At 71.0% G+C, this 26,992-nt stretch carries 28 protein-coding genes; 13 read left to right on the forward strand and 15 right to left on the reverse strand.

The features are described from left to right. The first annotated feature begins 100 nt into the window (after positions 1-100). Entirely contained in the window at positions 101-661 is a 561-nt protein-coding gene (locus H4F70_RS19405) for a QsdR family transcriptional regulator (RefSeq protein ID WP_182358418.1), read from the forward strand. A 53-nt stretch (positions 662-714) separates the two neighbouring features. On the opposite strand, the gene H4F70_RS19410 is transcribed toward H4F70_RS19405, so the two are convergent. Continuing rightward, positions 715-1,035 (reverse strand): YbjQ family protein, encoded by a 321-nt coding sequence (locus H4F70_RS19410; protein ID WP_182348455.1) that lies wholly within the window; start codon positions 1,033-1,035, stop codon positions 715-717. Positions 1,036-1,085: 50 nt separating this feature from the next. On the opposite strand from H4F70_RS19410, the gene H4F70_RS19415 reads away from it, so the two are divergent. Further along, positions 1,086-1,490: an MmcQ/YjbR family DNA-binding protein gene (locus H4F70_RS19415; RefSeq protein WP_182348454.1), complete on the forward strand. Its 405-nt coding sequence runs from the start codon at positions 1,086-1,088 to the stop codon at positions 1,488-1,490. A gap of 26 nt (positions 1,491-1,516) precedes the next feature. On the opposite strand, the gene H4F70_RS19420 is transcribed toward H4F70_RS19415, so the two are convergent. Both H4F70_RS19420 and H4F70_RS19425 read right to left on the reverse strand, forming a co-directional pair. Then, positions 1,517-2,134, reverse strand: a complete 618-nt coding sequence (locus tag H4F70_RS19420; RefSeq protein WP_182358419.1) for a CE1759 family FMN reductase — start codon at positions 2,132-2,134, stop codon at positions 1,517-1,519. Next, complete coding sequence (locus H4F70_RS19425) at positions 2,131-3,246, reverse strand: LLM class flavin-dependent oxidoreductase (RefSeq protein ID WP_182358420.1); 1,116 nt, start codon at positions 3,244-3,246, stop codon at positions 2,131-2,133. The genes H4F70_RS19420 and H4F70_RS19425 overlap by 4 nt, the downstream gene beginning before the upstream one ends. A 368-nt stretch (positions 3,247-3,614) precedes the next feature. Between H4F70_RS19425 and H4F70_RS19430 the strand changes: the two genes are divergently transcribed. Beyond that, a complete protein-coding gene (locus H4F70_RS19430; protein WP_182358421.1) occupies positions 3,615-3,935 on the forward strand; it encodes a hypothetical protein in 321 nt (106 codons plus the stop codon). 201 nt (positions 3,936-4,136) lie between these two features. Here the strand turns inward: H4F70_RS19430 and H4F70_RS19435 are convergent, their stop codons facing one another. Together H4F70_RS19435 and H4F70_RS19440 are read right to left on the reverse strand one after the other, a co-directional pair. Beyond that, positions 4,137-4,472 (reverse strand): cold-shock protein, encoded by a 336-nt coding sequence (locus tag H4F70_RS19435; protein ID WP_182358422.1) that lies wholly within the window; start codon positions 4,470-4,472, stop codon positions 4,137-4,139. Positions 4,473-4,592: 120 nt separating this feature from the next. Then, positions 4,593-5,105: a GNAT family N-acetyltransferase gene (locus H4F70_RS19440; protein ID WP_182358423.1), complete on the reverse strand. Its 513-nt coding sequence runs from the start codon at positions 5,103-5,105 to the stop codon at positions 4,593-4,595. A gap of 178 nt (positions 5,106-5,283) precedes the next feature. Here H4F70_RS19440 and H4F70_RS19445 point away from each other — a divergent pair, with 178 nt between their 5' ends. Continuing rightward, positions 5,284-6,522 carry a cation:proton antiporter gene (locus tag H4F70_RS19445; RefSeq protein ID WP_182358424.1) on the forward strand — a complete coding sequence of 413 codons (1,239 nt, stop codon included), beginning with the start codon at positions 5,284-5,286 and terminating at the stop codon, positions 6,520-6,522. Between the two features lie 241 nt (positions 6,523-6,763). Further along, positions 6,764-6,901: a hypothetical protein gene (locus tag H4F70_RS19450; protein WP_182358425.1), complete on the forward strand. Its 138-nt coding sequence runs from the start codon at positions 6,764-6,766 to the stop codon at positions 6,899-6,901. 10 nt (positions 6,902-6,911) lie between these two features. Here H4F70_RS19450 and H4F70_RS19455 read toward each other — a convergent pair whose 3' ends face one another. The 3 genes from H4F70_RS19455 to prpD are packed head-to-tail and all read right to left on the reverse strand — an operon-like array spanning position 6,912 to position 10,548. After that, entirely contained in the window at positions 6,912-8,132 is a 1,221-nt protein-coding gene (locus tag H4F70_RS19455; protein WP_182360551.1) for a bifunctional 2-methylcitrate synthase/citrate synthase, read from the reverse strand. Further along, positions 8,132-9,046 (reverse strand): methylisocitrate lyase, encoded by a 915-nt coding sequence (prpB, locus tag H4F70_RS19460; RefSeq protein ID WP_182358426.1) that lies wholly within the window; start codon positions 9,044-9,046, stop codon positions 8,132-8,134. Before prpB ends, H4F70_RS19455 begins: the two co-directional genes overlap by 1 nt. Next, positions 9,046-10,548, reverse strand: a complete 1,503-nt coding sequence (gene prpD, locus H4F70_RS19465; RefSeq protein WP_182360552.1) for a 2-methylcitrate dehydratase PrpD — start codon at positions 10,546-10,548, stop codon at positions 9,046-9,048. Before prpD ends, prpB begins: the two co-directional genes overlap by 1 nt. A gap of 191 nt (positions 10,549-10,739) precedes the next feature. On the opposite strand from prpD, the gene H4F70_RS19470 reads away from it, so the two are divergent. After that, positions 10,740-11,666: an AEC family transporter gene (locus H4F70_RS19470; RefSeq protein WP_182358427.1), complete on the forward strand. Its 927-nt coding sequence runs from the start codon at positions 10,740-10,742 to the stop codon at positions 11,664-11,666. A gap of 125 nt (positions 11,667-11,791) precedes the next feature. Here the strand turns inward: H4F70_RS19470 and H4F70_RS19475 are convergent, their stop codons facing one another. After that, positions 11,792-12,703 carry a hypothetical protein gene (locus H4F70_RS19475; protein WP_182348443.1) on the reverse strand — a complete coding sequence of 304 codons (912 nt, stop codon included), beginning with the start codon at positions 12,701-12,703 and terminating at the stop codon, positions 11,792-11,794. 152 nt (positions 12,704-12,855) lie between these two features. Further along, positions 12,856-13,377 (reverse strand): VOC family protein, encoded by a 522-nt coding sequence (locus H4F70_RS19480; RefSeq protein ID WP_182360553.1) that lies wholly within the window; start codon positions 13,375-13,377, stop codon positions 12,856-12,858. A gap of 107 nt (positions 13,378-13,484) precedes the next feature. Here H4F70_RS19480 and H4F70_RS19485 point away from each other — a divergent pair, with 107 nt between their 5' ends. Continuing rightward, positions 13,485-14,222: a (2Fe-2S)-binding protein gene (locus H4F70_RS19485; RefSeq protein WP_182358428.1), complete on the forward strand. Its 738-nt coding sequence runs from the start codon at positions 13,485-13,487 to the stop codon at positions 14,220-14,222. A gap of 224 nt (positions 14,223-14,446) precedes the next feature. Then, positions 14,447-15,244, forward strand: coding sequence for a YdcF family protein (locus H4F70_RS19490; protein WP_182358429.1), 798 nt, complete (start codon positions 14,447-14,449; stop codon positions 15,242-15,244). 63 nt (positions 15,245-15,307) lie between these two features. Here the strand turns inward: H4F70_RS19490 and H4F70_RS19495 are convergent, their stop codons facing one another. Continuing rightward, complete coding sequence (locus H4F70_RS19495) at positions 15,308-16,174, reverse strand: class I SAM-dependent methyltransferase (RefSeq protein ID WP_220471737.1); 867 nt, start codon at positions 16,172-16,174, stop codon at positions 15,308-15,310. Between the two features lie 128 nt (positions 16,175-16,302). On the opposite strand from H4F70_RS19495, the gene H4F70_RS19500 reads away from it, so the two are divergent. The 5 genes from H4F70_RS19500 (at position 16,303) to H4F70_RS19520 (ending at position 22,091) form a co-directional block, all read left to right on the forward strand. Then, entirely contained in the window at positions 16,303-16,686 is a 384-nt protein-coding gene (locus H4F70_RS19500) for a hypothetical protein (protein ID WP_182358431.1), read from the forward strand. Positions 16,687-17,000: 314 nt separating this feature from the next. Then, positions 17,001-18,137, forward strand: a complete 1,137-nt coding sequence (locus tag H4F70_RS19505) for a Glu/Leu/Phe/Val family dehydrogenase (RefSeq protein ID WP_182358432.1) — start codon at positions 17,001-17,003, stop codon at positions 18,135-18,137. Positions 18,138-18,230: 93 nt separating this feature from the next. Further along, positions 18,231-19,493 carry an aspartate aminotransferase family protein gene (locus H4F70_RS19510; RefSeq protein WP_182358433.1) on the forward strand — a complete coding sequence of 421 codons (1,263 nt, stop codon included), beginning with the start codon at positions 18,231-18,233 and terminating at the stop codon, positions 19,491-19,493. A 97-nt stretch (positions 19,494-19,590) separates the two neighbouring features. Continuing rightward, complete coding sequence (locus H4F70_RS19515) at positions 19,591-20,616, forward strand: D-2-hydroxyacid dehydrogenase (RefSeq protein ID WP_182358434.1); 1,026 nt, start codon at positions 19,591-19,593, stop codon at positions 20,614-20,616. Between the two features lie 38 nt (positions 20,617-20,654). Beyond that, complete coding sequence (locus tag H4F70_RS19520) at positions 20,655-22,091, forward strand: amidase (RefSeq protein WP_182358435.1); 1,437 nt, start codon at positions 20,655-20,657, stop codon at positions 22,089-22,091. Positions 22,092-22,126: 35 nt separating this feature from the next. On the opposite strand, the gene H4F70_RS19525 is transcribed toward H4F70_RS19520, so the two are convergent. The 4 genes from H4F70_RS19525 to efeU form a co-directional block, all read right to left on the reverse strand. Further along, positions 22,127-23,158, reverse strand: a complete 1,032-nt coding sequence (locus H4F70_RS19525) for a siderophore-interacting protein (RefSeq protein ID WP_220471738.1) — start codon at positions 23,156-23,158, stop codon at positions 22,127-22,129. Positions 23,159-23,222: 64 nt separating this feature from the next. After that, positions 23,223-24,491, reverse strand: a complete 1,269-nt coding sequence (efeB, locus tag H4F70_RS19530; RefSeq protein ID WP_235681607.1) for an iron uptake transporter deferrochelatase/peroxidase subunit — start codon at positions 24,489-24,491, stop codon at positions 23,223-23,225. Positions 24,492-24,624: 133 nt separating this feature from the next. Beyond that, complete coding sequence (gene efeO, locus H4F70_RS19535; protein ID WP_182358437.1) at positions 24,625-25,803, reverse strand: iron uptake system protein EfeO; 1,179 nt, start codon at positions 25,801-25,803, stop codon at positions 24,625-24,627. Positions 25,804-25,887: 84 nt separating this feature from the next. Further along, positions 25,888-26,838 (reverse strand): iron uptake transporter permease EfeU, encoded by a 951-nt coding sequence (gene efeU, locus H4F70_RS19540; RefSeq protein ID WP_182358438.1) that lies wholly within the window; start codon positions 26,836-26,838, stop codon positions 25,888-25,890. Positions 26,839-26,992: the final 154 nt, after the last annotated feature.

The following is a 26,992-nucleotide window of genomic DNA, read 5'->3' on the forward strand; positions in this document are numbered from 1 at the left end:
CGGCTCCGCAGGAGTGTGTCCTGCGACACTATGTGAGACAGATTACGAGACTGTCTCACCTGTGCGAGGATGTCAACGGCCGACGGGAGGAGCGCGGGCGATGACCACCGACGGACGGCGGCGCGTGATCGACGCGGCCACGCGGCGATACCTGGCGGGCGATCCGATCGACATGTCCGCGCTCGCAGCCGAACTCGGCGTCGGCCGCGCGACGCTCTACCGGCACGCGGGCAATCGCGACGCGCTGCTCGCCGCCGTGCTCGCCGAGGCCACCGAGCGGACCTACCGCAAGGCGATCGCCTCCGCACGGGGCACCGGGGCGGCGCGCGTGCTCGACTTCGTCGAAACGGTGATGCGGGACGTGGAGAGTGCGCCGCCGCTGCGTGCGCTCACCACACGCGAGCCGATGCTGTTCATCCGCCTCGCGCTCATGCCCGGCGCCATCGAGGACGTTTCCGCGGCGCTGACCGCCCAGGTGATCCAGGTGGAGGCCGACGCGGGCAGGCTCGCTCTGCCGCTGCCCGCCGCGACCCTGGCGAGCGCGATCGTGCGCATCTGCGATGTGCACCTGTACGCCCCGCTACTGGGGGGCGACCACGCCGAGATAGACACGGCCGTGGAGCTGGTGGGGCTGCTGCTACGCCCCAGCCCGGCGGGGTGAGACCCGGTCCCCATGACGCGTTGTCGACGGGGCCGATCCGGGCTGATCGGCCGCTACACCGCTTCGACGACCACCGCGGTGCCGTAGGCGCACACCTCGACCCCCGAGGACTCGTACTCGTTGGTCTCGAAGCGGAACGCCACCACCGCATTGGCCCCGCGCTTCTCGGCCTCCTCGGACAGCCGCGCCAGCGCCTCCTCGCGCGCCTCATGCAGCAGCTTGGTGATGCCCTTGAGCTCGCCGCCCGCCAGGGACTTGAGCCCGGCGCCGATGTTCGAGCCGACGTGCCGCGAGCGGACCGTCAGCCCGAAGCACTCGCCGATGGTGCGCGTGATGCGCGCGCCGGGGACGTCGTTGGTCGTCACGATGATCATGCCGCGCACGGTACCCGCCGCACCGGCGCGTTTGCGGCTAATCTGGCGGCATGCCGCACCCGATCATGTTCGACGACGACGATCCCGTGCTGGCCCGCGTGCGCGCCGCCGCGCTGGCGCTGCCCGGCGCGGCCGAAAAGATCTCGCACGGCCGCCCGAACTTCTTCACCGTCAAGGTGTTCGCCACCTACAGCGGTTCCCTGCGCCACGGCGACGGCCGCCGGTTCCCCCAGTCGATCCTGGTCAAGCCGGACCAGGGCGAGTATCCGGCGCTGCTGCAGCACCCGCGCTACTACGAGCCCAAGTACATGGCCCCGTACGGCTGGGTCGGCATCGACCTCGCCCCCGGCGGCGCGCCGCCCGTCGACTGGGACGAAGTGGCCGAGCTGCTGGACATGTCGTACCGGATGACCGCGCCCGCCAAGCGCATCCGGGAGCTCGACGGACGCGGGTGACCGGGCGCAGGCGACGCTGCCGCTGTCTACCCGTTCAGAAGTTCCTCGAACGGCACCGGGTCGGCGAAGCCGTCGCGCACCGGCTGCTGCACGGGGCCGCCGGCCACCATCGCGGCGAGTTCTGCGGCGGCGCGCCCGATCCGCTCGTCCAGCCCGGCCGCGCCCCAGTCGGTCGACGCCGCGTAGACGCCGGTGGGTACGGGCATGGCGCGCAGGTACGCCATCAGCGGGCGCATCGCGTGGTCGATCATCAGCGAGTGTCTCTCGGTGCCGCCGGTGGCGCCCAGAATCACCGGCTTGCCCTGCAGCGCATCGGGATCCAGAATGTCGATGAACGCCTTGATCAGCCCGCTGTAGGACGCGGTGAACGTCGGAGTGACGAGGATGAGGCCGTCGGCCGCCGCGACGTCGTCGACCACCCCGCGCAACGCGCCGGAGGGGAACCCGGTGAGCATCGCGTCGGCGATGGCGTGCGCATGCCCGCGCAGCTCGACGGTGCGCGTCTCGGCACTGCTGTTCTCCGCACCACCCAGTTCCGCGCCGCCCAACGCCGTTGCGGACTCGCGCGCCAGTCTGTCGGCCAGCAGGCGCGTGCTCGACGGCTCCGACATCCCGGAGGAGACGGCGATGATCCTGCGGGTCATGCCGGCACCCCCGCCTTCTGGTCTGCCGATCCCGCAGCGGCGTCGCGCGCCGCCACGAGCGAGGCGTGCGTCGGCGCCTCGGGCACGTGCGCGGGCCGCAGCGCGTCGAACTCCTTGCGCAGCACCGGAACCACCTGTTCGCCCAGCATGTCCAGCTGCTCGAGAACGGTCTTCAGCGGCAGCCCGGCATGGTCGACGAGGAACATCTGCCGCTGGTAGTCGCCCACGTAGTCGCGGAAGCCCAGAGTCCGGTCGATCACCTGCTGCGGGCTGCCGCCGGTGAGCGGCGTCTGCTCCGAGAAGTCCTCGAGCGACGGCCCGCCGCCGTAGACGGGGGCGTTGTCGAAGTAGGGCCGGAATTCGCGCACCGCGTCCTGCGAGTTCTTCGCCATGTACACCTGACCGCCGAGGCCGACGACGGCCTGGTCGGCGGCCCCGTGCCCGTAGTGCTCGTAGCGGCGGCGGTAGAGCTCCACCATCCGCCTGGTGTGCTCCGGCGGCCAGAAGATGTGGTTGTGGAAGAAGCCGTCGCCGTAGTACGCGGCCTGCTCGGCGATCTCGGGGCTGCGGATGGAGCCGTGCCACACGAACGGCGGCACCCCGTCCAGCGGCCGCGGCGTCGACGTGAACCCCTGCAGCGGCGTGCGGAAGCGGCCTTTCCAGTCCACCACGTCCTCGCGCCACAGGCGGTGCAGCAGGTTGTAGTTCTCCACGGCCAGCGGGATGCCCTGCCGGATGTCCTGGCCGAACCACGGGTACACCATCCCCTGGTTGCCGCGGCCCAGCATGAGGTCCACGCGCCCGCCGGCGAGGTGCTGCAGCGTCGCGTAGTCCTCGGCGATCTTCACCGGGTCGTTGGTGGTGATCAGCGTGGTGGAGGTGGACAGCATGATGCGCTCGGTGCTCGCCGCGATGTAGGCCAGCGTGGTGGTGGGCGAGGACGGCACGAACGGCGGGTTGTGGTGCTCGCCGGTCGCGAAGACGTCCAGGCCCACCTCTTCGGCCTTCTTCGCGATGGCGACCGTCGCCCGGATGCGCTCGTGCTCGGTGGGGGTGCGCCCCGTGGTGGGGTCGGCGGTGACGTCGCCGACGGTGAAGATGCCGAACTGCACTGGGAACCTCCCGGATCGCCTGCTGCTGGTGGCCTGTGTCTGTGCCTTCTGTGCCTGCGCCGTCTGCGTCGGGAACCACTCCCGTCGCCCATCTATTTGCGTGCGCAACTACCAGCATAACGGCGAACCTCGTGCGGATATTCCGGTCTGGGGCAGGAGTCGGCGGCCGGATTCCAGCGCGCCGTCCGCAGGGTTCGACGGGCCGGTCGTCCGCCGTTCGACCGTCACGCGCTCCGAAATAGGGCATCGGTGTAGTAGTTTCGTAGTATTGTGGGGGCGGATTGGCGGCACGGCGGCGGCTACTACGGCGCGACCGGGTGGGCATCGAACAGTAGCGACCAGAGGCGATACGAAGAAGGCGAGTAGCAGTGGGTACACCGGATGATGTGCGCCTCGTGCAAGCCGAAGCCGAGGCATCGCGTGACCGCCCCATTACGCGTGACGCCAAGGGCGAACGCCGCGGTGCGGGTCGATCGATCGTGCAGTCCGTGCGCCTGCCTGCCGACGCGTTCGTCGAGATCGAACACTATGCAGAAGAGGCCGGCGTCCCCACGAGTGCCCTGATACGCGGATGGATCCTCCACGCCCTCGCCGCCGAACGCAGCAGCTCGCTCAAAGACGCCATCGACCATCTCGTCGGCGAAACCGAACGCCTACGCCGCATCGCCGCCCGCACCGATGTTGCATAAGCGTGCCCTCGGCACGTCACATCCTTGCTGTTCGAAGCGACTCTCTCCGCGAGCTGCACGGCCCGATGCGCGACCTGCCGTGACTGCCCGAGGCCGGGCCCCTCGACGCTGAGCCATTCGCCCATTCCGGCTGCGAATCCATGCATACCGAGTGCAGTTGAGCTGGGACTCCAGGCGGCGGCGCAATGCCCCTCAACCTCGTCAGGCTTTGTCGTCGTCCCATTCGATCGTCAGCGAACTCGAATAGGCCCCCGGCCGGCCGATCGTCCGGCCGCCGGAGAGGTCCGCGGGTTCCTCGCCCTCCGCCCACACCCGCACCGCCCGGAAGGAGTAGCCGTCCTGATCGGCGGCCTCGAACTCCATCTCGACCGCCCGGCCCGCCTCCAGGCTCCGGAATCCCAACATCTGCAGGTCGCTGTAGTGCGCCCAGCACCCGCCCGGCGTGGACTTCGACTCGATGACGCCCCAGCCCTCCACGGCGCGCCACTCCCGTACAACCCCACGCACCGTCTCAGAACCGTCCTCGCGCTTCGCCATGCTGCCATTGTGACCTGGTGCCGCCCGCTATGACCGGTCCGCTGCCTCCATCCGCGCGGAAAGCCGGCAGAGGACATCGTGCCTTGGCCGGCGCACGCAGTTTCGAGGGGTCGGCCGCGATCAGAACGGCCGGGACATCGCCGTGCGAGGCCACCGGTCGAGGCCGAGCGCGTACTCGCGCTCCCGCACCACGCGCAAGCCTTCGGTGAGTTCATCCGGCGCAAGCTGCCGGAACCCCAACCGCGCGTAATAGGGCGCATTCCACGGCACGGAAGTGAAGGTCGTGAGGGTGAGACCGTCGAGGCCCGCCGCCCGCGCCCACCGGTCGACGTGCTCGATCAGCGTTGCGCCGAGGCCCCGGCGCGCGCTGTCGGGATCGACCGTGACCTGTGCGATGTGCGCGGCGCCCTCGAGCCGGTCGACGAGGACGTAGGCCGTAGGGCGGTCCTCCGCATCCACGGCCACCCAGGCGCGCCCGCCCTCGATGTACCGCGTCAGCTCTACAGCGCTCGGCGGGTTATCGTTCGCGACGGCGTCCATCCCGACCGTGCTGAACACTCGGCCCGCGCGGCGCTCGATCGCCTGAACGGCGACGATGTCGCCCCGGCGTGCGCCGCGGATTACGCTGCACATGCATTCCCCCTCGCGGCACGGGTCGACGATGGTCCGCTGCGCGCGTCATCGCGGTGCAGCACAGACTGTGCAGCATATCCAGTGGCGCGGCCCGACGGCACCGCCGCACATGCCCGGGCACCGCCCTTCCACAGCGGATACGCCCCGCATCCGCCCACCGCCGTGGCACGATGCGGTCATGACCCTGCTGGCGGACGCCGCCACTGCCACCGACGGCCCGTCGGACATCGTCTCGCTGTTCTGGGTGGCGCTCGCCGCGGTCGTCGCGCCGCTGCTGGCCCGCGCGATCCGCGGCTACGTCCCCAGCGTCGTGTTCCTGCTGGTGCTGGGCATGGTCCTCGGCCCGTCGGTGGCCGGGCTGGCCTCGGACACCGGCGGCCTGGAGCTCATCGACGAGCTCGGCCTGGGCATGCTGTTCCTGCTCGCCGGCTACGAGCTGGACCCGGCGCTCATGCGCGGACGCACCGGGCGGGTCGCCGGCAGCGCGTGGCTGATGAGCCTGCTCATCGCATTGGGCCTGGTCGCCCTGATCGCCACCGGCGACACGTCCGTCACGTCGATCATCGCCGTGGCGATCGCCATGTGCTCCACCACGCTCGGCACGTTGGTGCCCATCCTCAAATCCGAGAAGCTGATGGACAAGCCACTGGGCCGGGCGGTCATGGCCCATGGCGCTATCGGCGAGTTCGGCCCCGTCGTCGCCATGGCGCTGCTGCTCACCGGCCGTCAGGCGTGGGCGGCGGTCGCGGTGCTCGCGCTGTTCGTCGTCGCCGCGCTCGCGCTCACCGTCGTCCCGGCGCGCCTCGCCCGGCGGTTCCCTGCGATCGGCGGAGTGCTCGGCGCGCTGCGCGGCGGCACCGAGCAACTGCCGATCCGCGTCGTCTTCCTGCTGCTCGTCGTACTGATGGCGGTGGCGTCGGTGTTCGACCTCGACGTGGTGCTCGGGGCGTTCGCGGCGGGCATCATCCTGCGCCGGCTCGCCGGCGCTGCCCGGCCGGACCTGGACGAGCCCCTGGAGGCGATCGGCTACGGGGTGCTCATCCCCGCGTTCTTCGTGGTGTCCGGCATGGGCATCGACCCTGCCGCCGTGGCCGCGGCGCCAGGCACCTGGGTGGTGTTCGTCCTCATCATCCTGGTCGCCCGCGGGTTGCCGGTGTGGCTCAGCGATCGCATCTTCCCGCACGGCGCCAGCGTCGGCACCGCGGCCGACCGTGTGCAACTGGGCCTGTACGCGGCGGCCGGACTGCCGATCATCGTCGCCGTCACCGAGGTCGGCACCCGTACCGGTTTGCTCGACGAGGACCTCGCGTCGACGATGGTGGCCGCCGGCGCCACCACCGTGCTGCTGTTCCCGCTGGCCGCGAAGATCATCGGACGTCGGTACGCGGACGCGCGGGCGACGCAGGGCGCTCAGTGAGGAGGTCCGCACTGTGCACTGGTACGACACGGACGATTTCGACTACGGATACTTCCGTCTGGTGTGGAACGGGACGGCGGGCGAGTTGCGCGAGGACCGCCGACGTCGTCCTCGGAGGTTCCGGAACCCCCAAGAGGGCAATGCCCGGGCTGGCAATGCCCGGGCGGGCAATGCCCGGGCGCCGAATCCGCGAACGCGCGTCCAAGAGCTATTCGATGAGCTCGCCTCACAGGCGCGCGGTATGCCGGTGGAGGACATCAAACCTGCACTGGTCACGGCATGGGAGTCGGTGGAGGGGGAGCTCACCGAGCCCGAGCTCACCGAATACGCGCGGATGTTGAGTGCGGGGACGCGGATAGTCATCGAGTGGGAGGCGTGACCGCGGTTCGTCACCCCGCCACGGGCACGTCGCGCCGCGGCGGCCCTTCGTAGTGGGCCAGCGGGCGGATCAGGTGATTCGACCGCCGCTGCTCGATGATGTGCGCCCCCCAGCCGGCGATGCGCGCCATCGCGAAGATCGGCGTGAACATCACGATGTCGATGCCCAGCAGGTAGTACGACAAGCCCACGGGATAGTCGACATTGGGCTTGAGCCCGGTCGCATCGGCCATTGCGCGTTCAAGCTCGTCGTAGACCGCGAGCAGCTCGTGCCCGCCCCGCCGCTCGGCGATCTCCCCGAGCGCCGCCCGCATCGTCGGCACCCGCGAGTCGCCGTTCTTGTACACCCGGTGCCCGAAACCCATCACCTTGCGGTGCGCGGCCAGCTCGCCGCGCAGCCACGGGTCGACTCGTTCCGGGCTGCCGATCTCGAGGAGGTTGCGCATGGCCGCCTCGTTGGCCCCGCCGTGCAGCGGGCCCTTGAGTGCGCCGACGGCGCCGGTGACCGCACTGTACAGGTCGGACTGCGTGGACGTGATCACCCGCGCGGTGAAGGCCGAGGCGTTGAAACTGTGCTCGGCGTACAGGATCAGCGACGTTTCGAAGGCACGGGCCAGCTCCGGATCGGGCACCTCGCCGTGACACATGTGCAGGAAGTTCGCGGCGAAACCCAGCCGCTCGTCGGGCGCGACGGCGGTCAAGCCCCGCCGTCGGCGCATGTCTGCCGCGACCACCGTGGGCATCAGCGCCATGAGCCGCAGCGCCTCGTCCTGCTGACGCCCCTCCTGCAACGCCGCCGCGCCGCGCGCGCCGCCGGGGTCGACCATCGCCGCGTCCTCGTCCGGGTCGCGCGCTCCTAGGAAGCCCACCACGGTGCGCAGCACGTCCATCGGCGGGCACCGCTGCGGCATCAACGCCAGCAGGTCGTTCACCGGCCGGTCCGTGCGGCGATGCTCGCGCTCGCGCTCGAGGAACCGGTGCAGCCGCGCCGGCTCCGGCAGCTCCCCGTTCCACAGCAGGTAGGCGACCTCCTCGAAGCTGCACTGCCGGGCCAACTGCTCCACCGGGTAGCCGCGGTAGGTGAGCGATTGCGTTGCGGGGTCGATCGCCGCGATCGCCGTCGAGTCGACGACCACGTCGGCCAGCCCCCGGTGGATGTCGGGTACGGGCTCGCGGGTTCCATGCACAGTCGCCGCGCCTCCGCGGCCTGCGCCGTCGGTGGAATCCGGCATCATGCGCCTCCTTCCAGCGTGAAGTCGTACACCGAGCCGTCGAACGCGTTGTAGCCCTCGTAGTCGAGCAGCGCGTAGAGGCGGCTGCGGTGCTGCATCCGGTGCAGCATCCCGGCCTGCGTGCCCTGGGCGGCGAGCTCGCGCAGTCCCTCCTCGGCCGCGAACATGGCCAGGCGCAGCGTCGTCACCGGGTAGATCACCGCGTTGTAGCCGATGTCCTGCAGTCGCCGGGCGGGGATGAGCTCCGACTTGCCGAACTCGGTCATGTTCGCCAGCAGCGGCACGTCCACCGCCGCGCGGAACTCTTCGAACTCCGCCTCGTCGGCCAGCGCCTCGGTGAAGATCATGTCGGCGCCCGCGTCCGCGTAGGCCTTGGCGCGGTCGATGGCGGCGGGCAGACCCTCGATGCCGCGGGCGTCGGTGCGGGCGCACACCACGAAGTCCGCGTCGCGCCGGGCCCCCACCGCCGCGCCGATCCTGCGCACCATGTCGGCGGCCGGCACCACGGCCTTGCCGTCGAGGTGCCCGCAGCGCTTGGGGTTCACCTGGTCCTCCAGGTGGCAGCCCGCCACGCCGGCGTCCTCCAGGTGGGTGATGGTGCGCGCCGCGTTCATCGGCTCGCCGAATCCCGTGTCGGCGTCGACGAGGGCGGGCAGGTCGGTGACGCGGGCGATCTGCCGGCTGCGGTCGGTCACCTCGGTGAGCGTGGTCAGCCCGATATCCGGCAGCGCGAGATCCGCAGACACGACGGCGCCCGAGACGTAGACGCCCTCGAAACCGATCTCCTCGATGAGCTTCGCGGTGAGCGGATTGAACGCGCCGGGAAGCCGCTGGATGGTGCCCGACGCCAGGCCCGCGCGCAGAGCCTTGCGCTTGTCCGCGGCGGAGGCCGCCGCGGTGATGAGTCCGGTCATCAGAGCAGTCCTTCCGGGATGGCGGGCACGCGGGCCGCCGCCTCGTCGGTCACGGTGAACCCCAGCCGGTGCAGCTGCCCGGCGGGCAGGTCGGCGACGGTGTCCACCGCGCCCAGGAAGCGGTCCTGCTCGTCGGGGGCGACGATGCCGTCGGCGAGCGACCGGAACTTGGCCACGTACCGGGAGCGGGTGAACGGGTGGGCGCCCTGCGGGTGGGCGTCCGCCACGGAAAGCTCGTCGACGATCGTCTCGCCGGAGTCCAGGGTGATCTCGGCGCGCGCGCCGAAGGCCCGCTTGCCCGGGTCGGGGTCGTGGTAGCGCCGGGTCCACTCGGGGTCCTCGGCGGTGGAGACCTTCCGCCACAGCTCCACGGTGTCGGGCCGCCGGGCACGCTCGGGGGCATAGGAGCGCTCATGGTGCCATTCGCCGTCCTGCAACGCGACGGCGAAGACGTACATCACCGAGTGGTCGAGGGTCTCGCGGCTCGCGTGCGGATCGAACTTCTGCGGGTCGTCCGCGCCGGTGCCGATGACGTTGTGCGTGTGGTCGCTGGTGTGCAGGGTGACGGAGGAGATCCGCGCCGGGTCGCCGACCCGCTCCCGGAGCCGGAATGCCAGGTCGATGACCGCCTGCGCCTGGTATTCCGCCGAGTGCTCCTTGGTGTAACTGTCGAGGATGGCGCGCTTCGGGGAGCCGTCCGCGGGCAGCGGCACCCGGTATTCGGCGTCGGGCCCGCCCAGGAGCCAGGCGATCACGCCGTCCTCGCCCTCCCAGATCGGCGCCGGCGCACCCTCGCCGCGCATGGCGCGGTCGACGGCCTCGACGGCGGCCTTGCCCGCATGGGCGGGGGCGTAGGCCTTCCAGCTCGAGATCGCGCCCTTGCGGGACTGCCGCGTCGCGGTGGTGGTGTGCAGGGCCTGGCCGATCGCCTGATAGATCACCTCCGGCTCGAGGCGGAGCAGGGTGCCGATCCCCGCCGCGACCGACGGCCCCAGGTGGGCGACGTGGTCGATCTTGTGCTCGTGCAAGCACATCCCGCGCGCCAGGTCGATCTGGATCTCATATCCGGTGGCGATGCCGCGCACGAGGTCCGCGCCGGAGACGCCGGCGTGCTGCGCCACGGCGACGATCGGGGGGATGTTGTCGCCCGGGTGCGAGTATTCGGCCGCCAGGAACGTGTCGTGGAAGTCGAGTTCGCGCACCGCGACGCCGTTGGCCCATGCCGCCCACTCGGGGGCGAAGCGGCCGTGGACACCCCACACCGTGCCGCCCGGGGAGTACGGGCGCACCAGCGCCTGCGCCCGGGCCGCCGCGACCGGGCGGCGGGCGAACGCGGCGGCTGCCGCCGCGGCGTCGTCGATGATCCGGTTGACCACCATCTCCCGCACGTCGTCGTCGACGGCGACGGGATCGGCCGCGACCCGCGCGATCTTCCACGCCAGGTGCTCGTCGCGCGGGAAGTCCTCCGCGGATCGGCGGGTACGGACCACGTGGGTCCGCATCTGCCGTGCACCCGGCTGCGTCGCGGTGTCGGGCTCCTCCAGCATGCGGCCTCCAGCGTTGCGCTCGTCGCCCGGATCCGCCGCTGCGGCCTCGCGGGCCCCTTCTTCCGACGCTACTCGCGCCGCGGCCCACCGCCGCCCGCCCTAGACTTGCCGGGTTCCCCGCAGCCGCGTCCCCGGAGGTGCCCCGCGTGTCCGGTGTGCTCTCGGGGTTTGTGGTGATCTTCGTGGTGATCGCCGTCGGCTACCTGCTGGGCCGGCGCGGCACGCTGGGAGGCCAGGGCCGGATGGTGCTCACCCGCCTGGTGTTCTACGTGGCCACCCCGGCGCTGCTCATCGACGTGGTGGCGCATGCCGACCTGCAGACGCTGTTCTCGTCGGGACTTGCCGTCGCCGCGGGCACCGCCCTCGCCGTGGCCGTCGTGTACGCGGCGGTGGCGCGGTACGTCCTGCGGCGTGCGGGGCCCGAGGTGATGGTGGGCGCCATGGCGTCGTCGTACCTCAACGGCGGCAACCTGGGCATCCCCATCGCCGTGTTCGTCCTCGGCGACGCATCGTATGTGGCGCCGGTGATGCTGTTCCAGATCATCGTGTACGCACCGATCGCCCTGACCGTTCTGGACGTGACCACCACCGGGCGGGCCGGCTCGCTGCGCGGCGTGGCGGCGTCGATCGTGCGCAACCCCATCGCGCTCGGCGGCATCGCGGGCCTGGTCCTGTCGGCGGCCCGGTGGCTGCCGCCCGAGCCGATCATGGACTCGATCTCGCTGATCGGCGGCGCCGCCGTGCCGGGCGCGCTCATGGCGTTCGGCTTGTCGCTCTCCGGGGCGCAGGTGCTCAAGAAGGGCACGAGCCCCCGGCGCGATGTGGCCGTCGCTTCCCTGCTCAAGGCCGTCGCGCAGCCGGTCCTGGCCTACCTGCTGGGCCGGTACGGGCTGGGGCTCGACGGGCATGCACTGTTCGCGGTGGTCGTCGTCTCCGCGCTGCCCACCGCGCAGAACGTGTTCATCTACGCCTCGAAGTACGGGCGGGGCACGGTGCTGGCGCGCGACGCCGCCCTGGTCACCACCATCGCCGCGGTGCCCGTGATCCTCGTGGTCTCCGCGCTGCTGGGGTGAGCTCGGGGTGCGGGGCCGCACTCAGCCTGCCTGCCCCTCGCAACCCGCAGCCTTTGGTGGACATTTGGCTGGTTTTCCGCCGACTTCCAGCCAAATGTCCACCAAACGCGGGGCAGGCGGGCTGTTCACAGAGCGGGCAGTTCCCCGGGGTCTGCGCCGGCCGCCAGCAAGGCGTCGCGCACGTCGCGGAGGAACCTGTCGAGCCCGTCGCCGCGCAGATGGCGGGCCCGTACCCGCACCCAGTTCCAGCCGTCCTTGTACAGCGCGTTCCCTCGGCGCACGTCCTTGTCCAATTGCGCTCGTTCCGTATGACCGCCGCCCTCGTAGTCCAGCAGCACCCGCCAGCGTCGCCACCCCAGGTCGATGTACCCGCGAAACGCCCCGTCGCCGGTGCGCACGTAGATCTGCGACTCCGGCGGCGGGAAGCCTGCACGGACTATCGCCAGGCGCATTCGAGTTTCCTGCGGCGAGTCGGCACCCTCATCCGAGAGTGCGATCACCTCACTCGCCCGCCGCGCGCCGTGCACTCGCGGATGGCATCGCGCATAGAGCTCCAGTTGATGCTTGCGCACACTGCGGGTCCTGTACATGGCGTCGACCTTGATCACGGCATCGTCCCCGGGGACGCGGCGCGCCAGATCGAATGCCGTTCGTGCGGGCGAAGTGATCGCGACGCCCCGGATCGTGACGATGTCTTCTTCGCCGAGCCTGTCGCGATACACGTCCACACCTTCGAGTGCCTGCACCGCGTGGTGACTGTTGCAGGCGCCGCGTTCGTCGTCACCGATCCACTTCGCGCCCCAGAATGCGGCGGCGGACCTGCCGGCCAGCACAACCCGGCAGCGGCTGCTCGGCTTGCTCGCCGCCCAGACGGCGATCGCCTCGGCACGTCGCGCCGCAGTCATCGGAACGCCCCTGAGGAGGTAGACCCCCGGCAGGATTCGCTTGCACTTCTTACGTACGAAATCCCTGGTCACACGACCGCTTGATATCGCATCCGCCGCCTGGAACGGCTCGCTCCCCTCCACAACCGTCATGATCGCACCGATAGGAGGGGTTCACCGTCGCGAGAACCACCGCCTGTGGATAACTCCCGATGCGCAGCGCGCTTTGGTGGACATTCGGTTGAGATTCAGCCGATTTCCAGCCAAATGTCCACCAAACGCCGGGCACTCGGGGTGCCGGGACGTCACCGCGCGCGGATCTGCTCCCACACGTCGAAGTCCTCGCGCGGCCCGCCGGGGGTGTCGGCCCCGTACTTGGCGATCTCCGCGTCGAGATCCAGCGGCCGGGTGGGCGGGGTGCCGGGCTTGAGCTCGTCGAGGATGGAAGCGTCGGGCACCATCCAGCACACCTCGAACTCGATGCCGTCCGGGTCCGCCCCGTAGAGGGCCTTGGTGGAACCGTGGTCGCCGGCGCCGGTGAGGGCGCCCGCCTCGGAGAGCCGCCGCCCCATCTCCGCCAGCGCGCCGAGCGTGTCCACCTCCCACGCCAGGTGGTAGAGCCCCACGCCGCGCGCCGGCCGGGGACCGGTGTCGCCCACCTGGAACAGGCCCAGGTCGTGGTCGTTGGCCGAGTCGGCCGCCTGCAGGAACGCCGCGCCCGGGAACTGGCTGAGCACCCGGAATCCCAGGGTTCCCACGTAGAAGTCGACGCTGCGCTGCAGGTCCGACACGTACAGCACGGCATGGTTGAGGCGCTTGATCGACATGGCCTCATTGTCCCACCCGGCGTTGTCCCGCTCGGCGTCGCGCGCCGACCGGTCCTGCCCCGCGGGGCGCACCTCGCGCACCCCACGCTCACGGCAGGATGGCCACCATGGACGACTCCCATGATCGTGTGCCGCGCAGTGGAACGCCGTTCTCCGGTGCGCTGCTGAGCGACGACGCGTGGCTCGCGCGGCGGGTCGCCGACACGCGCCGCAGGTGGAGCTGCCGCGACGACCGCACCGCAGGAACCCTCTGGTGGTACTCGGCCGCGGCGGTGCTCACCGACGCCGGCCCGCGGATGCTGCTCGCACACGGCGTCGCTCCCGACCCTGCTCTGGACCGGCTCCAGTGCACGCTCACCGAACAGGGCTACCTCGGTGCGGTTCGCGCAGACGGCGGTGTGCGCGAGCCCGGCGAGTACGGCGCGGCCCTGGCGTCGGCGCTCTCGGTGGTCATCGCGCCGCTGTCCGCCGTGTCGGGGGCGTCGGAGCGGGCGTTGTGGGCCGTGGCGTCGGATGCGCTCGCGGGCCGTGCGCTCGCCGCCGGCTCCGCGGCCGGTCGACTCGCCGAGGCCTGCACCCTCGCGCGCCGTCTCACCGTGCCGCCGTTGGTGCCGGCACGGTTCGACGACGTCGTGCCGCACCCGGACACGCCGCCCACGGACCGGATCCGGCGGCTGCCCGCCGATCCATCCTCTCCTGTGCCGGCGACGGGCCGGCGGATAGTGCGGCGCTGCTCGTGCTGCCTGATCTTCCAGGCGCCGGGTCAGGCGAAGTGCGTGAGCTGCCCGCGTCGCAGCCCTGCCGACCGGGATGCGGCGCTCGCAGCATGGTTCCGGAGCTCCTGATCCCCGCCTGACGCGGTCCGTGTGCGAGGCCGCCCGGTCGCCCCCCTTTCCGCGTGCGACGCAATCCGCAACGTTACATAATCGAGATCTTCACACATGTAATAACTGCCGAATTGTCTTAATTCAATGGCCCTGCCAGTGCAGTCCAATTCCGTCTGGCGGGATTGGACTGACACACGTACCTTCCCTCCCGTCGTAACACCTGAACGGGGAGGTCAACACGAATGAAGGTTTTCACGACCGCATCCGCATCCCGGTCGCGCGGCCTTTCGGCCGTCGGCGCGGCAGCCGCATCCGTCGCGATCGCGGCGACCACGGCGATCGCCGCGCCGGGCGCTGCCGGCGCCTCGTCGCTGTCGCCCAGTGCGCTGCTCGAGTCCGCGGGCGTCCCCCCGCGCATCGCCGCGCTGGCCGACTCCGGCAGCCTCTCGGTCGAGTCGGTGGACCTGATCCCCGAAGCGATCGCCGCCGTATCCGGGTCGGTGGGGCTGCCGACCACCGTTTCCAACGCGATCCTGTCCACCGTCGGCGGATGCCGGAGCGACGCCCCCGAGGCCATCATCGCCTGCACGGAAGACCAGACACTCACCACCGAACCGCCGCTGTCGCTGCGCGTCAACCCGGCGAATACGGACATCGTCGTCCTCGGCGCGGGACTGCACGAGGACGGCTCCATGCGCCCAGTGCTGGAAAGCCGTCTGCGCGCAGCACTCGCACTGGCGAACAGCTTCCCGTCCGCGCCGATCATCGTCACGGGAGGCGTGCCGCAGAGCGGGCGCACCGAGGCCGACGCGATGTTCGACTGGCTCGTCGCCAATGGAGTCCCCGCCGAGAGAATCACGAAGGAAGAACGGTCCACCTCGACCGTCGAGAACGCGCAGTTCACGGACGAGATCCTCGATGCGCGGCGATCGCCCGCGGCGGTCGTCGTCACCTCACCCGGGCACCTGCAGCGCGCGCTGGTCGACTTCCGCAAGGCCGTCGACGGGCAGCGATCGATTCAGGGCGTTGTCGCACCGTAGGCCCTGGCGGGCCTGCGTGTCGGCCTGGCGCGGGGCCGCCCGGTCCGTCGCCGCGGACCGGTATCAGCCCACACGCCCGACCCTCATCGACACCGGCCACTCCACCGGACGCCGTACTTCCCGCGGTCCCCAGAGCCCGGTGATGTCGGCGACGAAACGGTCGTGGAGATCGCTGCGGCCTCGTGCGCGAAGATTACGCGTCGCCGACCACGTGCCGACATAGCCGAGCAGGTCGTCGAGGGTCCAGGACCTGCGGATCGCGGCGGCGGGTGCCGCACATTCGTCGAAGGGGAACTCGACGTCCGCGTAGCCGTTCTCCACCATCGCGCGTTCCGGCGGCCAGAATTCGGCGATCTCCTCGCTATAGAATCGCTGGAATCGCACACCCGCAGAGTCGATTCCCCTATCTCGATCCGATTGCGGCGGATCATCCGCGATACCCGTCCGGCCCGCCGCAGCCCCGGCGCGACCCGCACCGCCATCGACCCGCGGGTCATCGCCGGGTCTGCCCACGACGAGCTTTCCGTAGGTCGCCAGCGCGACGACCGCGCCGGGGGCGGTCACCCGCCGCACCTCGCCCCAGAACCGGGGCAGGTCGAACCAGTGGGCGGCCTGCGCCGCGGTGACCAGGGAAACCGCGCCGTCCGCGATGGGCAGCCTCTCGGCCGTACCGCACGCATACTCGATCCGTCCTCCCGTGCGGTGCGCGACGGCGTTGGCGAGCTGGTCCGCGCTCGGGTCCACTCCGATGACGGCGGGATACACCGCCGCGAGCTGCTCGGTGAACTGCCCTGTGCCGCAGCCGACATCGATCACCCAGCGTGCACCCGCCCCGGGCGGCGCTACTTCGGCGAGAAAGCGAACGACCTCCCGCGGGTAGTCGGGACGCGATTGCGCGTAGTCCGCTCCGCCGTCGCTGAACCAATTCACCCCGCCAGTGTGCTCCGCCAGGCCACCGGCGTCCGGCTGTCCCGACTCGCAACGCACCGCAACCGCCGGCCTCATGCCGGCGTTCCGCATGCCCGACGCGCCACCGGTACTGCCGGTTCCACCACCGCATGAAGCACACCGGCCTGTGGCAAGAAGAGATCGACGCGGACCGGACCCTGCGACTCATTGCGCCGACCGGCCATCGGTACGAGTCCGCCGCGTTCGGAGTACTCGACGTGCTGAGCATCGACGCGGACGAGGTCGCAGACGGCGCCCATGCGTCGGCGAGGGGCCGCACTGATGAAGCCGCCGGCACCGCCGACACCCCGGGGGCCGACGGACGGAAACCCCGTCGCCGGCGCACCCGCGCCGAGAATCGCGCGGCCGCCGTCCGCCGCGAACGCCGGGCGTGCCGGGCGAAGCGCACCGGCGGCGTCGGTTCCGGACGGACCGAGTCCGTCGACCCATGGCAGCCCTCGCCGTCGGAGAACTGCAGCGATGCACCGTTCTGAACCGACACGGCCGCCAGAACCGCGTTTGCGGCGTGGACCCGGGCGGCGCTCCCGTTCGTTTGTCGCGACGCTTCCTGCTGATTCCGACCCCCGCGCACCGTTCGGACGTACCCTGCGAGTACGGCCCCGATCGTCGCCCGGTCGCCCGCACGAAGCCGGAGGCGCACCCTCCGGATCACCTTCCGCGCTCCGCGCCGAGCGACACCAGGCCGCCGTCCCGGCCGGCCACCGGCCCGCCCGTCCCCGACAGAAAGTCATCCCACCAGCAACACCGCGAACGTCCCAACGGGGCACGTCATCTCCAGGAGGCACCCATGCAACCGAAGCCGGTCCTGCAGACCAAACCGCATCTCACCGTCACCTGGCATGACAACCAATCCCCGGCCGTCGGCTATCTCGCGGTGCACGACCTGGTCGACGGCATCGCGACGGGCGGCTGCCGGATGCGCCCCGGCTGCACGCTCCGCGAGGTGGAGGACCTGGCCTACGCGATGTCCACGAAGTCTGCCGCGTTCGACCTCCCCGTGGGCGGGGCGAAGGGCGGCATCGACTTCGACCCCAAGGACGACCGCAGCGACGGCGTCCTCCTCCGGTTCATCGACGCCATGCGGCCTTTCCTCGAACGCACCTGGGTCACCGCTGAGGACCTCGGCGTCTCCCAGCACGTGCTCGACGCGCAGTTCGAGAAGGCGGGCCTGGGACCGTCCTCGTACCACGCGCAGATCTCCCGCTCACCGGATCGCGACGCCACCCTGCACCGTGTCGAGGAGGCCATGGGCGCCACCACCCAGGACGGCCTGGTGTGCGACTTGATCGGCGGCTACGGGGTGGCGCAGGCCGCCGCCGCCACGCTCAGCGAACTGGGCGACACGCCGGAGTCGACGACGATGGCGGTGCAGGGCTTCGGCACGATCGGCGGGTCGACGGCACTCTACGCACAGCACCTCGGGATCACCGTGGTCGCGGTGTCCGATGCCCTCGGCACCGTCTACAACCCCGACGGCCTCGACATCCCGGCCATGCTCGCGACGCGCAACGAGTGGGGCGAGTTCGACCGCTCCGGGCTCAGCGCAGGCACGGAGGAGCTCCCGCGTGACGCCCTCCTCGGCCTCACCGTCGACGTGCTCGTCCCCGCCGCCGTGTCCTACGCACTCACCGCGCACAACCACGACCAGGTCAACGCGCGGATCGTCGTCGAGGGCGCCAACGCGGCGGCCACCCACGAGGCGGAGTTGGAGCTGGCGGTGCGCGACATCCCCGTGGTGCCCGACTTCATCGCCAACGCCGGCGCGGTCGCATGGGCCTGGTGGATCCTCCTAGACGAGGACGACGACGTGTACGGCCGCCTACGGAACGAGATGTTCACACTGGTCAAGAAGGTTCTCACGCCGTGGCTGCTGGACGGCACCATGCCACGGCAGACCGCCCTGTCGCTGGCCATGCGCGGCTGAACCCCCGCGTGCCGGCCGGACGGGCATCGACCAGCACCGGCCGTCGCGCGCACGATTGTCGGCAATCCCCCATCCGAAAGTGACAGTGATCGCATGACGGCATTGAGCCCCCTCCTCAAGCAGGCAACACCCGTGGTGGTCGACCATGCCGAAGGCTGCTGGATCCACGGCACCGACGGCCGCCGCTACCTCGACTTCACCGCCGGCATCGGTGTCACCAGCACCGGCCACTGCCACCCTCGGGTGGTCGAGGCGGCCCGAGCCCAGGTGGGCACGGTCATCCACGCGCAGTACACCACCGTCATGCACACACCGCTGCTGGAACTGACGGACAAGCTGGGCGAGGTCCTCCCGCCGGCCCTCGACTCGCTGTTCTACGCCAACTCGGGTTCGGAGGCGGTCGAGGCCGCCATGCGCCTGGCCCGCATGGCCACCGGCCGACCCAACATCATCGCCTTCCACGGCGGATTCCACGGGCGCACCGTCGCAACCGCCTCGATGACCAGCTCCGGCACCAAGTTCCGCTCCGGCTACGCCCCGCTGATGGCCGGCGTGCACTTCGCGCCGTACCCCACCGCCTACCGGTACGGATGGGACATCGACACGGCCGTCGACTTCTGCCTGCGCGAGCTCGACTTCCTGTTCCAGACCGTCTCCAGCCCGCAGGACACCGCCGCGCTGATCATCGAACCCGTCCTGGGGGAGGGCGGCTACATCCCCACCCCGCCCCGGTTCCTCGAGGGCCTGCGCGAGCGCGCCGACAGGCACGAGATCCTGCTCATCGCCGACGAAATCCAGTCGGGCGTGGGCCGCACGGGCAAGTTCTGGGGCCACCAGCACTCCACCGTCGTCCCCGACATCATGACCATCGCCAAGGGGGTGGCCAGCGGCTTCCCCATCTCCGCGATCGCCGCCCCCACCGAACTGATGTCCACCGCCTGGCCGGGCTCGCAGGGCGGCACCTACGGGGGCAACGCGGTGGCGGCGGCCGCCGCGGTCGCCACCCTCGACGTCATCCGCAACGAGGCGCTCGTCGACAACGCCCGCGATCGCGGCGCATCCCTCCACACGGCGCTACGCGGGCTGGCGTCGGCGCACCCCCGCATCGGCGACGTCCGCGGTTTGGGGCTCATGCAGGCCATCGAGTTCACCGCACCCGACGGCTCACCCGACGTCGCCACCGGTCACGCCGTGCAGCACGCCGCCGTCGACCAGGGCCTCCTGCTGCTCAACTGCGGACTCGGCAACGTCGTGCGGATCATCCCGCCGCTCATCGTCACGGACGAACAGATCGCCGACGGCGCCGCACGACTGTCCGCCGCGATCGAGGCGGTGCTGCAGGGGGAGGAGGAGTGACGTCGGCGGGCCGCGGCCGGTCGCACCCCAGAGCACAACCCACCACAGCATCTTCCGATACAGCACGTCCCGACGAACCGAGGAGTTCTTCCGCCCCATGAGTCCCGCCCAGCCCACCGTCGTCGTCCTCGAATCCGACGACGCCCCCCGCCGGTTCCCCCGCGTCGAGGCGGCCGCCGACGTCCGCTACACCACGGCGGCGAACCTGGGCCGCGACCTGCCGGGCGCCGACGTGCTCCTGATGTGGGACTTCTTCTCCGGCGCGCTGCACGACGCCTGGCCGCACGCCGACGCGCTGCGCTGGGTGCACATCGCCGCGGCCGGAGTCGACACGCTGCTGTTCGACGAACTCGTCGCCTCCGACGTGGCGGTCACCAACTCGCGCGGCGTCTTCGACCGGCCGATCGCCGAGTTCGTCCTGGGCTCGATCCTCGCCTTCGCCAAGGACCTGCCCCGGTCATTGCGGCTCCAGTCCCAGTCCCGGTGGCAGCACCGCGAGACCGAGCGCATCGAGGGCACCCACGCGATGGTCGTCGGCACCGGGGCCATCGGCCGCGAGATCGCCCGGCTGCTGCGGGCCGTCGGCATGCGCGTCACGGGGGTGGGACGCACCGCCCGCGACCGTGACGACGACTTCGGCATCGTGCATGCCAGCGCCGACCTCGCCTCGGTGGTCGGCGACGTCGACCACCTGGTGCTCGCCGCGCCCCTCACCGACCAGACGCGCGGGCTCGTCGACGCCGAAGTCCTTCGCGCACTGCCGCCGCGGGCGCGGCTGATCAACATCGCGCGCGGCGAACTCGTCGTCACAGACGACCTGGTGGGGGCGCTGAAGGACGGCATGCAGGGCGGCGGGGCAGGCAGCGGCGATCACGGCGGCGACACGCCAGGCATCGCCGGGGCCGCCCTCGACGTGTTCGAGACCGAGCCCCTGCCCGCCGACCACCCGTTGTGGTCGATCGACACGGCCATCCTCACCGCGCACATGAGCGGCGACGCGGCCGGCTGGCGGGACCGGCTCGACGAGATCTTCGTCGACAACTTCGAGCGGTACGTCCGCGCGTCGGGGCCCGGCGAACTGCAGAACATCGTCGACAAGCACCGCGGATACGTGCGCGGATAGGCACGCACCAGTCGCCGGCGGAAACACAGGAGGAGACCATGGATCCGACCACACCGGGCGCACGCCCCACCGACCTGGCCGACTGGACAGCCGCCGAGCTCGTCGACGCGTTCCGGCGCCGCGACGTCTCACCCGTCGAGGCCATCCGGGCCGTGCTGCGGCGCATCGCCGACGAGAACGAGTCGCTCAACGCCTACTGCCTCATCGACGAGGAACATGCCCTGGCCGCGGCCGCCGACTCCGAGCGGCGATGGACGTCGGGCGCGCCGCTCAGCGGCATCGACGGGGTCCCCACCTCCATCAAGGACATCTTCCTCACCGACGGCTGGCCCACGCTGCGCGGCTCGCGCACCATCGACCCGGCCGGCCCCTGGACCGAGGACGCCCCCGCCGTCGCACGCCTGCGGGCTGCGGGCGTGGTGTGCCCGGGCAAGACCACCACGCCGGAACTGGCGTGGAAGGGCGTCACCGACAGCCCCCTCTGCGGCGCCACCCGCACCCCCTGGGACACCTCCCGCACCAGCGGCGGGTCCAGTGGCGGCGCCGCGGCCGCCGTCTCCGCCGGCATGGGCCCGCTCGCCATCGGCACCGACGGCGGGGGATCGGTGCGCATCCCCGGAAGCTTCTGCGGCGTCGTCGGTTTCAAACCCACCTACGGCACAGTCCCCATGTATCCGCCGAGCCCGTTCGGCACCCTCGCCCACGTCGGGCCGATCACCCGCACCGTCGAGGATGCGGCGCTGCTCATGGACGTGATCACCGGCTTCGACTCGCGTGACTGGTCCGCGCTGGCCACCCCCACCCGGCCGTACAGCCACGACCAGCAGGAGACGGCGACCGGCCTGCGGGCACTCGACGGGCTGCGCGTCGCCTACAGCCGCACCCTCGGCTTCGCCCCGCTCGACGGGGAGGTCGGCGAGGTCGTGGACAAGGCCGTCGACGTGCTCGCATCGCTCGGGGCCCGCGTCGAACGCACCGACCCCGGCTTCGAGGACCCGCTGCGGCACTTCGAATGCCTCTGGTACTCGGGCGCCGCCAAGGCCACCGCCCGCCTCACCGACCGGCAGCGCGACCTGATGGAACCCGCACTGCGCAAGGTCTGCGAGCAGGGCCTCGAATACAGCGCGCAGGACTACCTCGACGCCATGGAGGTGCGCATGAACATGGGTGTGCGCATGGGCGCGTTCCACGAGACCTACGACCTGCTCATCACCCCGTCGATGCCGATCCCCCCGTTCGAGGCGGGCCTGGAGGTGCCGCCCGGCTGGCCGGGCGAACGCTGGCCCACCTGGTGCCAGTACTCCTACCCGTTCAACATGACCCAGCAGCCGGCCGCGTCGGTGCCGTGCGGGTTCACCGCCGATCGGTTGCCCGTCGGCATGCAGATCGTGGGCCCCCGCCACGGCGACCGCCTGGTCCTCACGGCGGCGCGCGCCTACCAGGACGCGACACGGTGGTGGCGGTCCAGGCCGTGACCCGGCCGGGCCGGCGGCCGGGCCCCGCGGCCGGGTCAGGACGCAGGAGCCGCGAACGTCTCCGCGGCGACCTCACGCACCCAGGCCCCCTTGACGGCGCGCCACTGCTCGTCGTCGTGGCCGCTGCGCCAGTACGGCGAACATGACAGGTCGTCGGCGTCGACGAGCCGGTCGGCCAGCAGCACCCGCCGCACGGCGCGGGTGGCGGCCGCCTCGCCGTGCACGAACGCGCTCACCACGCCCGCGGGCAACGTCATGGCGGCGACGACGTCGGCCAGCAGGTGTTCCGGGTCCGCCACCCCGGAACGGTGCACCCAGGTCACCTGCAGCTCGCCCGGACAGTCCAGTGCGATCTCGTCGTGGCCGTCGTGCACTTCGGCGACCACCTGGACCGGACGACCGGCCGGCACGGATTCCGCGCAGACGGCGATCGCGGGCAGCGCGCTCTCGTCGCCCACGAACAGGTAGGAATCCGCATCGGGATCCGGCCGGTACCCGCCCGCTGGGCCACGCATCTGCAGCCTGTCGCCGGGCCGGGCGGCGACGGCCCAGCGTCCCGCGTAGCCCTCATCGCCGTGAACGGCGATGTCCAGCGTGAGCTCGCGCCGCGACTCATCCCAGGCGCGGACCGTGATCCTGCGCGGGTACGGCCGCTGTTCCCGCGGCAACTCACGCACCGCGGCGTCCTCGAACGGGACGCCGTACCGTGCCGCGGCCGGCAGAAAAAAGCAGTTGACATACGCGTCGGCGTGCTGGGGCGCCGCGAACCCGGCGAGCCCGTCGCCGCCCAGCACCACCCGCATCAAGTGCGGCGTCAGCACCCGGGTCCTGATGACTTCTCCGTACATGATTCCCACTCCTCGAATGTCGTCGGCGAGGTCGACGGCCTCATCACCCCGTTCCGGCGAGACCGCCGCATCGGGCGATCCGGGCGCGGCCGGATCGTCGACCTCGCCGGAGGCTCGATCGCCTGCCCCTCCGGCGATAGTGCGTGCGGACCGCCGGAACGGTCCGATCCGGTCCGGCGCCCGTCCGTCGCCGCGGGAGGCGGGATCGGAAGGCGGCATTGCGCCGAGGTTAGCATTGCCTAACCACAACGGATAGCCTCGCCGGCACTCCAGCCCCGGCCCGTCAGGCGAACAGCGCCGAACCCCAGTAGTCGTCGCCGGAGTCGACCCCCGGGGGTACGGCGAACACCGCCGAGCCGACGTGCGTGATGTACTCGTTGAGCAGGTCGTTGCGCGACAGCGCCTGCTGCAACGGCACGAACTGCTTCTGCGGATCGCGGCAGTAGGCGATGAAGAACAACCCCGCGTCCAGATGTCCCAACCCGTCCGAGCCGTCGGTGAAGTTGTAGCCGCGGCGCAGGATCCGGATGCCGCCGTTCTCCTCGGCCGAGGCCAGCCGCACGTGTGCGTCCTCGTCGATGAACAGTCCGTGCGGCCCCTTCGACTGCAGGTCCAACGGGTCGAACTCGTCGTCCTGGCCCAGCGGCGCACCCGAGCCCTTCTCACGCCCGAACACCCGCTCCTGCTCGTGCAGCGTGGTGCGGTCCCACGGCTCGATGCGCATGCGGATGCGCCGGGCCACCAGGTAGGAGCCGCCCGCCATCCACGGCTGGTCATCGGCGCCGTCCACCCAGATGAACCGGTCGACGGCGTCGGTGTCCTCGGCCTTGATGTTGCGGGTGCCGTCCTTGAAGCCGAACAGGTTGCGCGGGGTCTCCTGACTCGTCGACGTCGACGACGTGCGTCCGAACCCCAGCTGCGACCAGCGCACGGCCACCACACCGAAACCCACGCGGGCCAGGTTGCGCACCGCGTGCACCGCCACCTGCGGATCGTTGGCGCAGGCCTGGATGCACAGGTCCCCCTCGCTGCGCGCCGGGTCGAGTGCGTCGAGCATGAACCGCGGCATCTGCTCGAGCGCCGCCGGCTTGCGCGCCGCGAGGCCGAACCGGTCCACGCCCTCGGCGGGCGTGCCCGGCGCGCCCACGAACAGCCCCGGCCCGAAGCCGATCGTGATAGTCAACTGCGACGGGTTCAGGCCCAGCGCCTCGCCGGTGTCCTCAGGCGGTGAATACTCGCCGGATCCGGTGGCGCCGTCCGGCGTCGCCTGCAGCCCCTGCGACATGCGCTCGGCCATCGACGTCCAGGTGCGCAGCAGCGAGGCCAGCTTCTCGCGCGAGTCGGTGATCACGTCGAACGCGACGAAGTGCATCCGGTCCTGCGCCGGCGTGACGATGCCCGCCTGGTGCGCCCCACGGAAGTCGACGGTGCCCGCCATCGCGCTGTGGTCCGTCGCGGTCGCCCTGCCCACGGCCGTGCCGACCGCCCCGCCGGCCGCAGCGCCCGCGACAACGCCCGCCCCGGCGAGACCGAACAGCGACCGGCGGGACAGCCCGCGGCGCGGCGCGTGCTGCGAGCCTGTCTCACGCGCCGCGTTCCCCTCCGGAACGGGTCCGCCCCCGGGGCCTGTGCCGCTGTCGGCCGGACCCGCGCCGTCGACTGGACCCGCGCTGTCGGGCTCCTGCTCACGCACTCGCGACCACTCCCTGCACCTGACTCACCACCGCGGACAGCGCGTCGATCTTCTGCGACAGCTCCCGCCGCTGCTCCTCGGTGACCTGGTCGTACGTCACGAAGCCGTCGCCCTGGTGGTACTGCGCCAGCGTCGCGTCGAGGTCGTCGAACCGCTGGTCGATCTGCGTGCCCAGCTGCGGGTCCTGCTCGTCGATGATCGGGCGCAGCGAGGCCACCGCCGCCTGCGATCCGTCCACGTTGGCCTGGAAGTCGTACAGGTCGGTGTGGCTGAAGATGTCCTCTTCGCCGGTGATCTTCGTGGCCGCCACCTCGTCCAGCAGCCCCTGCGCGCCGCCCGCCACCTGCAGCGGGTCCACCGTGAAGTCCGGCGCGGAGACCCCGTCCGCGAGCTCGTCGATGTCGGCCATGAGTTGATCGGCCATCGCCGCGCTGTCCGGCTGCAGGCCGGTTACCCACAGGTCCTTCTCCAGGCGGTGGAAGCCCGTCCACTGCTGCCCCTCGGCCAGGTCCGCCTCGCGAAGGTCGATACGCGGGTCGAGGTTGTCGGGGAACGACTCGGCGATGGGCTCGATGCGCTCGTAGTAGGTGCGCACCAGCGGGTACCGGGCCTTGGCCGATTCCACGTCGCCCGCCTTGATCGCGTCGACGAACTGCTGCCCGGTCTCCTGCAGCGCCTCGATCTGGCTGACCACGTACCGCTTGTAGCCTTCTGCGGCCGCGACGAGCTTGGCCGATTTGTCGGTGGGCTGCTGCGCCTCGCCGGACACCGTGAACGTGCCGCGGATGCCGTCGCCGACCATCCCGGGCTTGCAGGCGGTCTCGTAGTCGCCCGGCTGCGGCAGGTTGACGATGAGGGTGCGGGTGAGTCCCGGCCCGATGTTCTCCACCTCGCCCATCACCCGGTCGCCGTCGTCGTAGACGTAGAACTCGGTGGTCTTCGACCCGTTGTTGGTGATCTCGAAGGTGCTCTGCCCGGTCTGGGCGGAATCGGCCGACAGCTCGCAGGAGGTATCGGTGGCGTTCACCGTGATCGCATCCGCGTCCGCGCTGGATTTGGCGGTGCACGCGGCCAACGCCAGCGGGCTCAGCGCGACGAGCCCCGCCGCGACGGGAACGGCCAGGCGCCGGTGCGGGCGGCCGTGCGGACGGGCGGGGGCATTGCGGGTCATGCGGAATCCTTCTTCGTGAACGGGCGGGATGGTCGGGCGCGATGGTCTGAGGCCGGTGCCGGGTCGCGGAAATGGAGAGGGCCGTCAGGCGGTCTGCGGTTCGTCCGCCGCCTGCGGGTTTTGTCCGGACTCCGCCTGCGGTGCGGGTGCCGGCTTGGGCTTGACGGGCCGCAGGAACAGCGGCAGCACGATGACGATGTAGGCCACCCACACGACGAGCTGCGCCACCGTGGGATCAGGCCGGAAGTTGAAGATGCCCTGCAGGACGGTGCCGTACCAGCTGGACGCATCGAAAGAATCCGACCAGTCGAACGCCATCGTCGAGCCGCCCGGCAGCACCCCGCCGATCTGCAACGCCCGCACCCCGTAGCCGAGGATCCCCGCGGCCACCAGCACGAGGAAGGCACCGGTGTACTGGAAGAACCGGGCGAAGTTGATGCGCACCGCCCCGAAGTACAGCGCCACCGTCAACGCGGCGGCCACTGCGACGCCGGCCACCAGGCCCACCAGCGGCCACGCGCTGGAACCGGCGTTCTCGGCGTATCCCACCAGCAGCAGCGCGGTCTCCACGCCCTCGCGGCCCACCGCGAAGAACGCCAGCGCCGTCACCGCCAGCGGGCCCACGTCCAGAGCACGGCTCAGGCCGGCGCGCAGGTGCCCGGAGATCGACACGGCGGCGGTGCGCATCCACAGCACCATCGCGGTGACGATGGCGACGGCCACCAGCGAGGCGATGCCGCTGATCAACTCGGCCGCGGTGCCGGTGACCGTGGACGTGCCGAAGTGGATGCCCGCGAACAGGCCCAGCACCATCAGGACGGCGACCACCACACCCAGCCACACCCACTTGAGCGCGTCGCGGCGATCGGACTTCACGAGGAACGCGACCAGGATCATCACGACGATGCCGGTCTCGAGGCCCTCGCGGATGCCGATCAGGCCGCTGCCGAACAGTTGCGTCCACACGCTGGGGGCCGCGGAATCCGCTGCCAGGGATTCCGCTGCCAGCACCGCGCCTGCGGCGAGAACATGCATGGGTTGACCTTCGTGTTTCATCGGTCGCCCCACGCAGGAGCAGGCCGTACCAGGCAAGGCTTACCTTTGCCGATTGCCTGAAAAACCTATCACCCGACCGGCGGCGGCACGCAAGTGAATCGCGTCACGATCGGTTGCACAATCGTCCAGGACC

Source organism: Tomitella gaofuii (assembly GCF_014126825.1).
GTDB lineage: Bacteria > Actinomycetota > Actinomycetes > Mycobacteriales > Mycobacteriaceae > Tomitella > Tomitella gaofuii.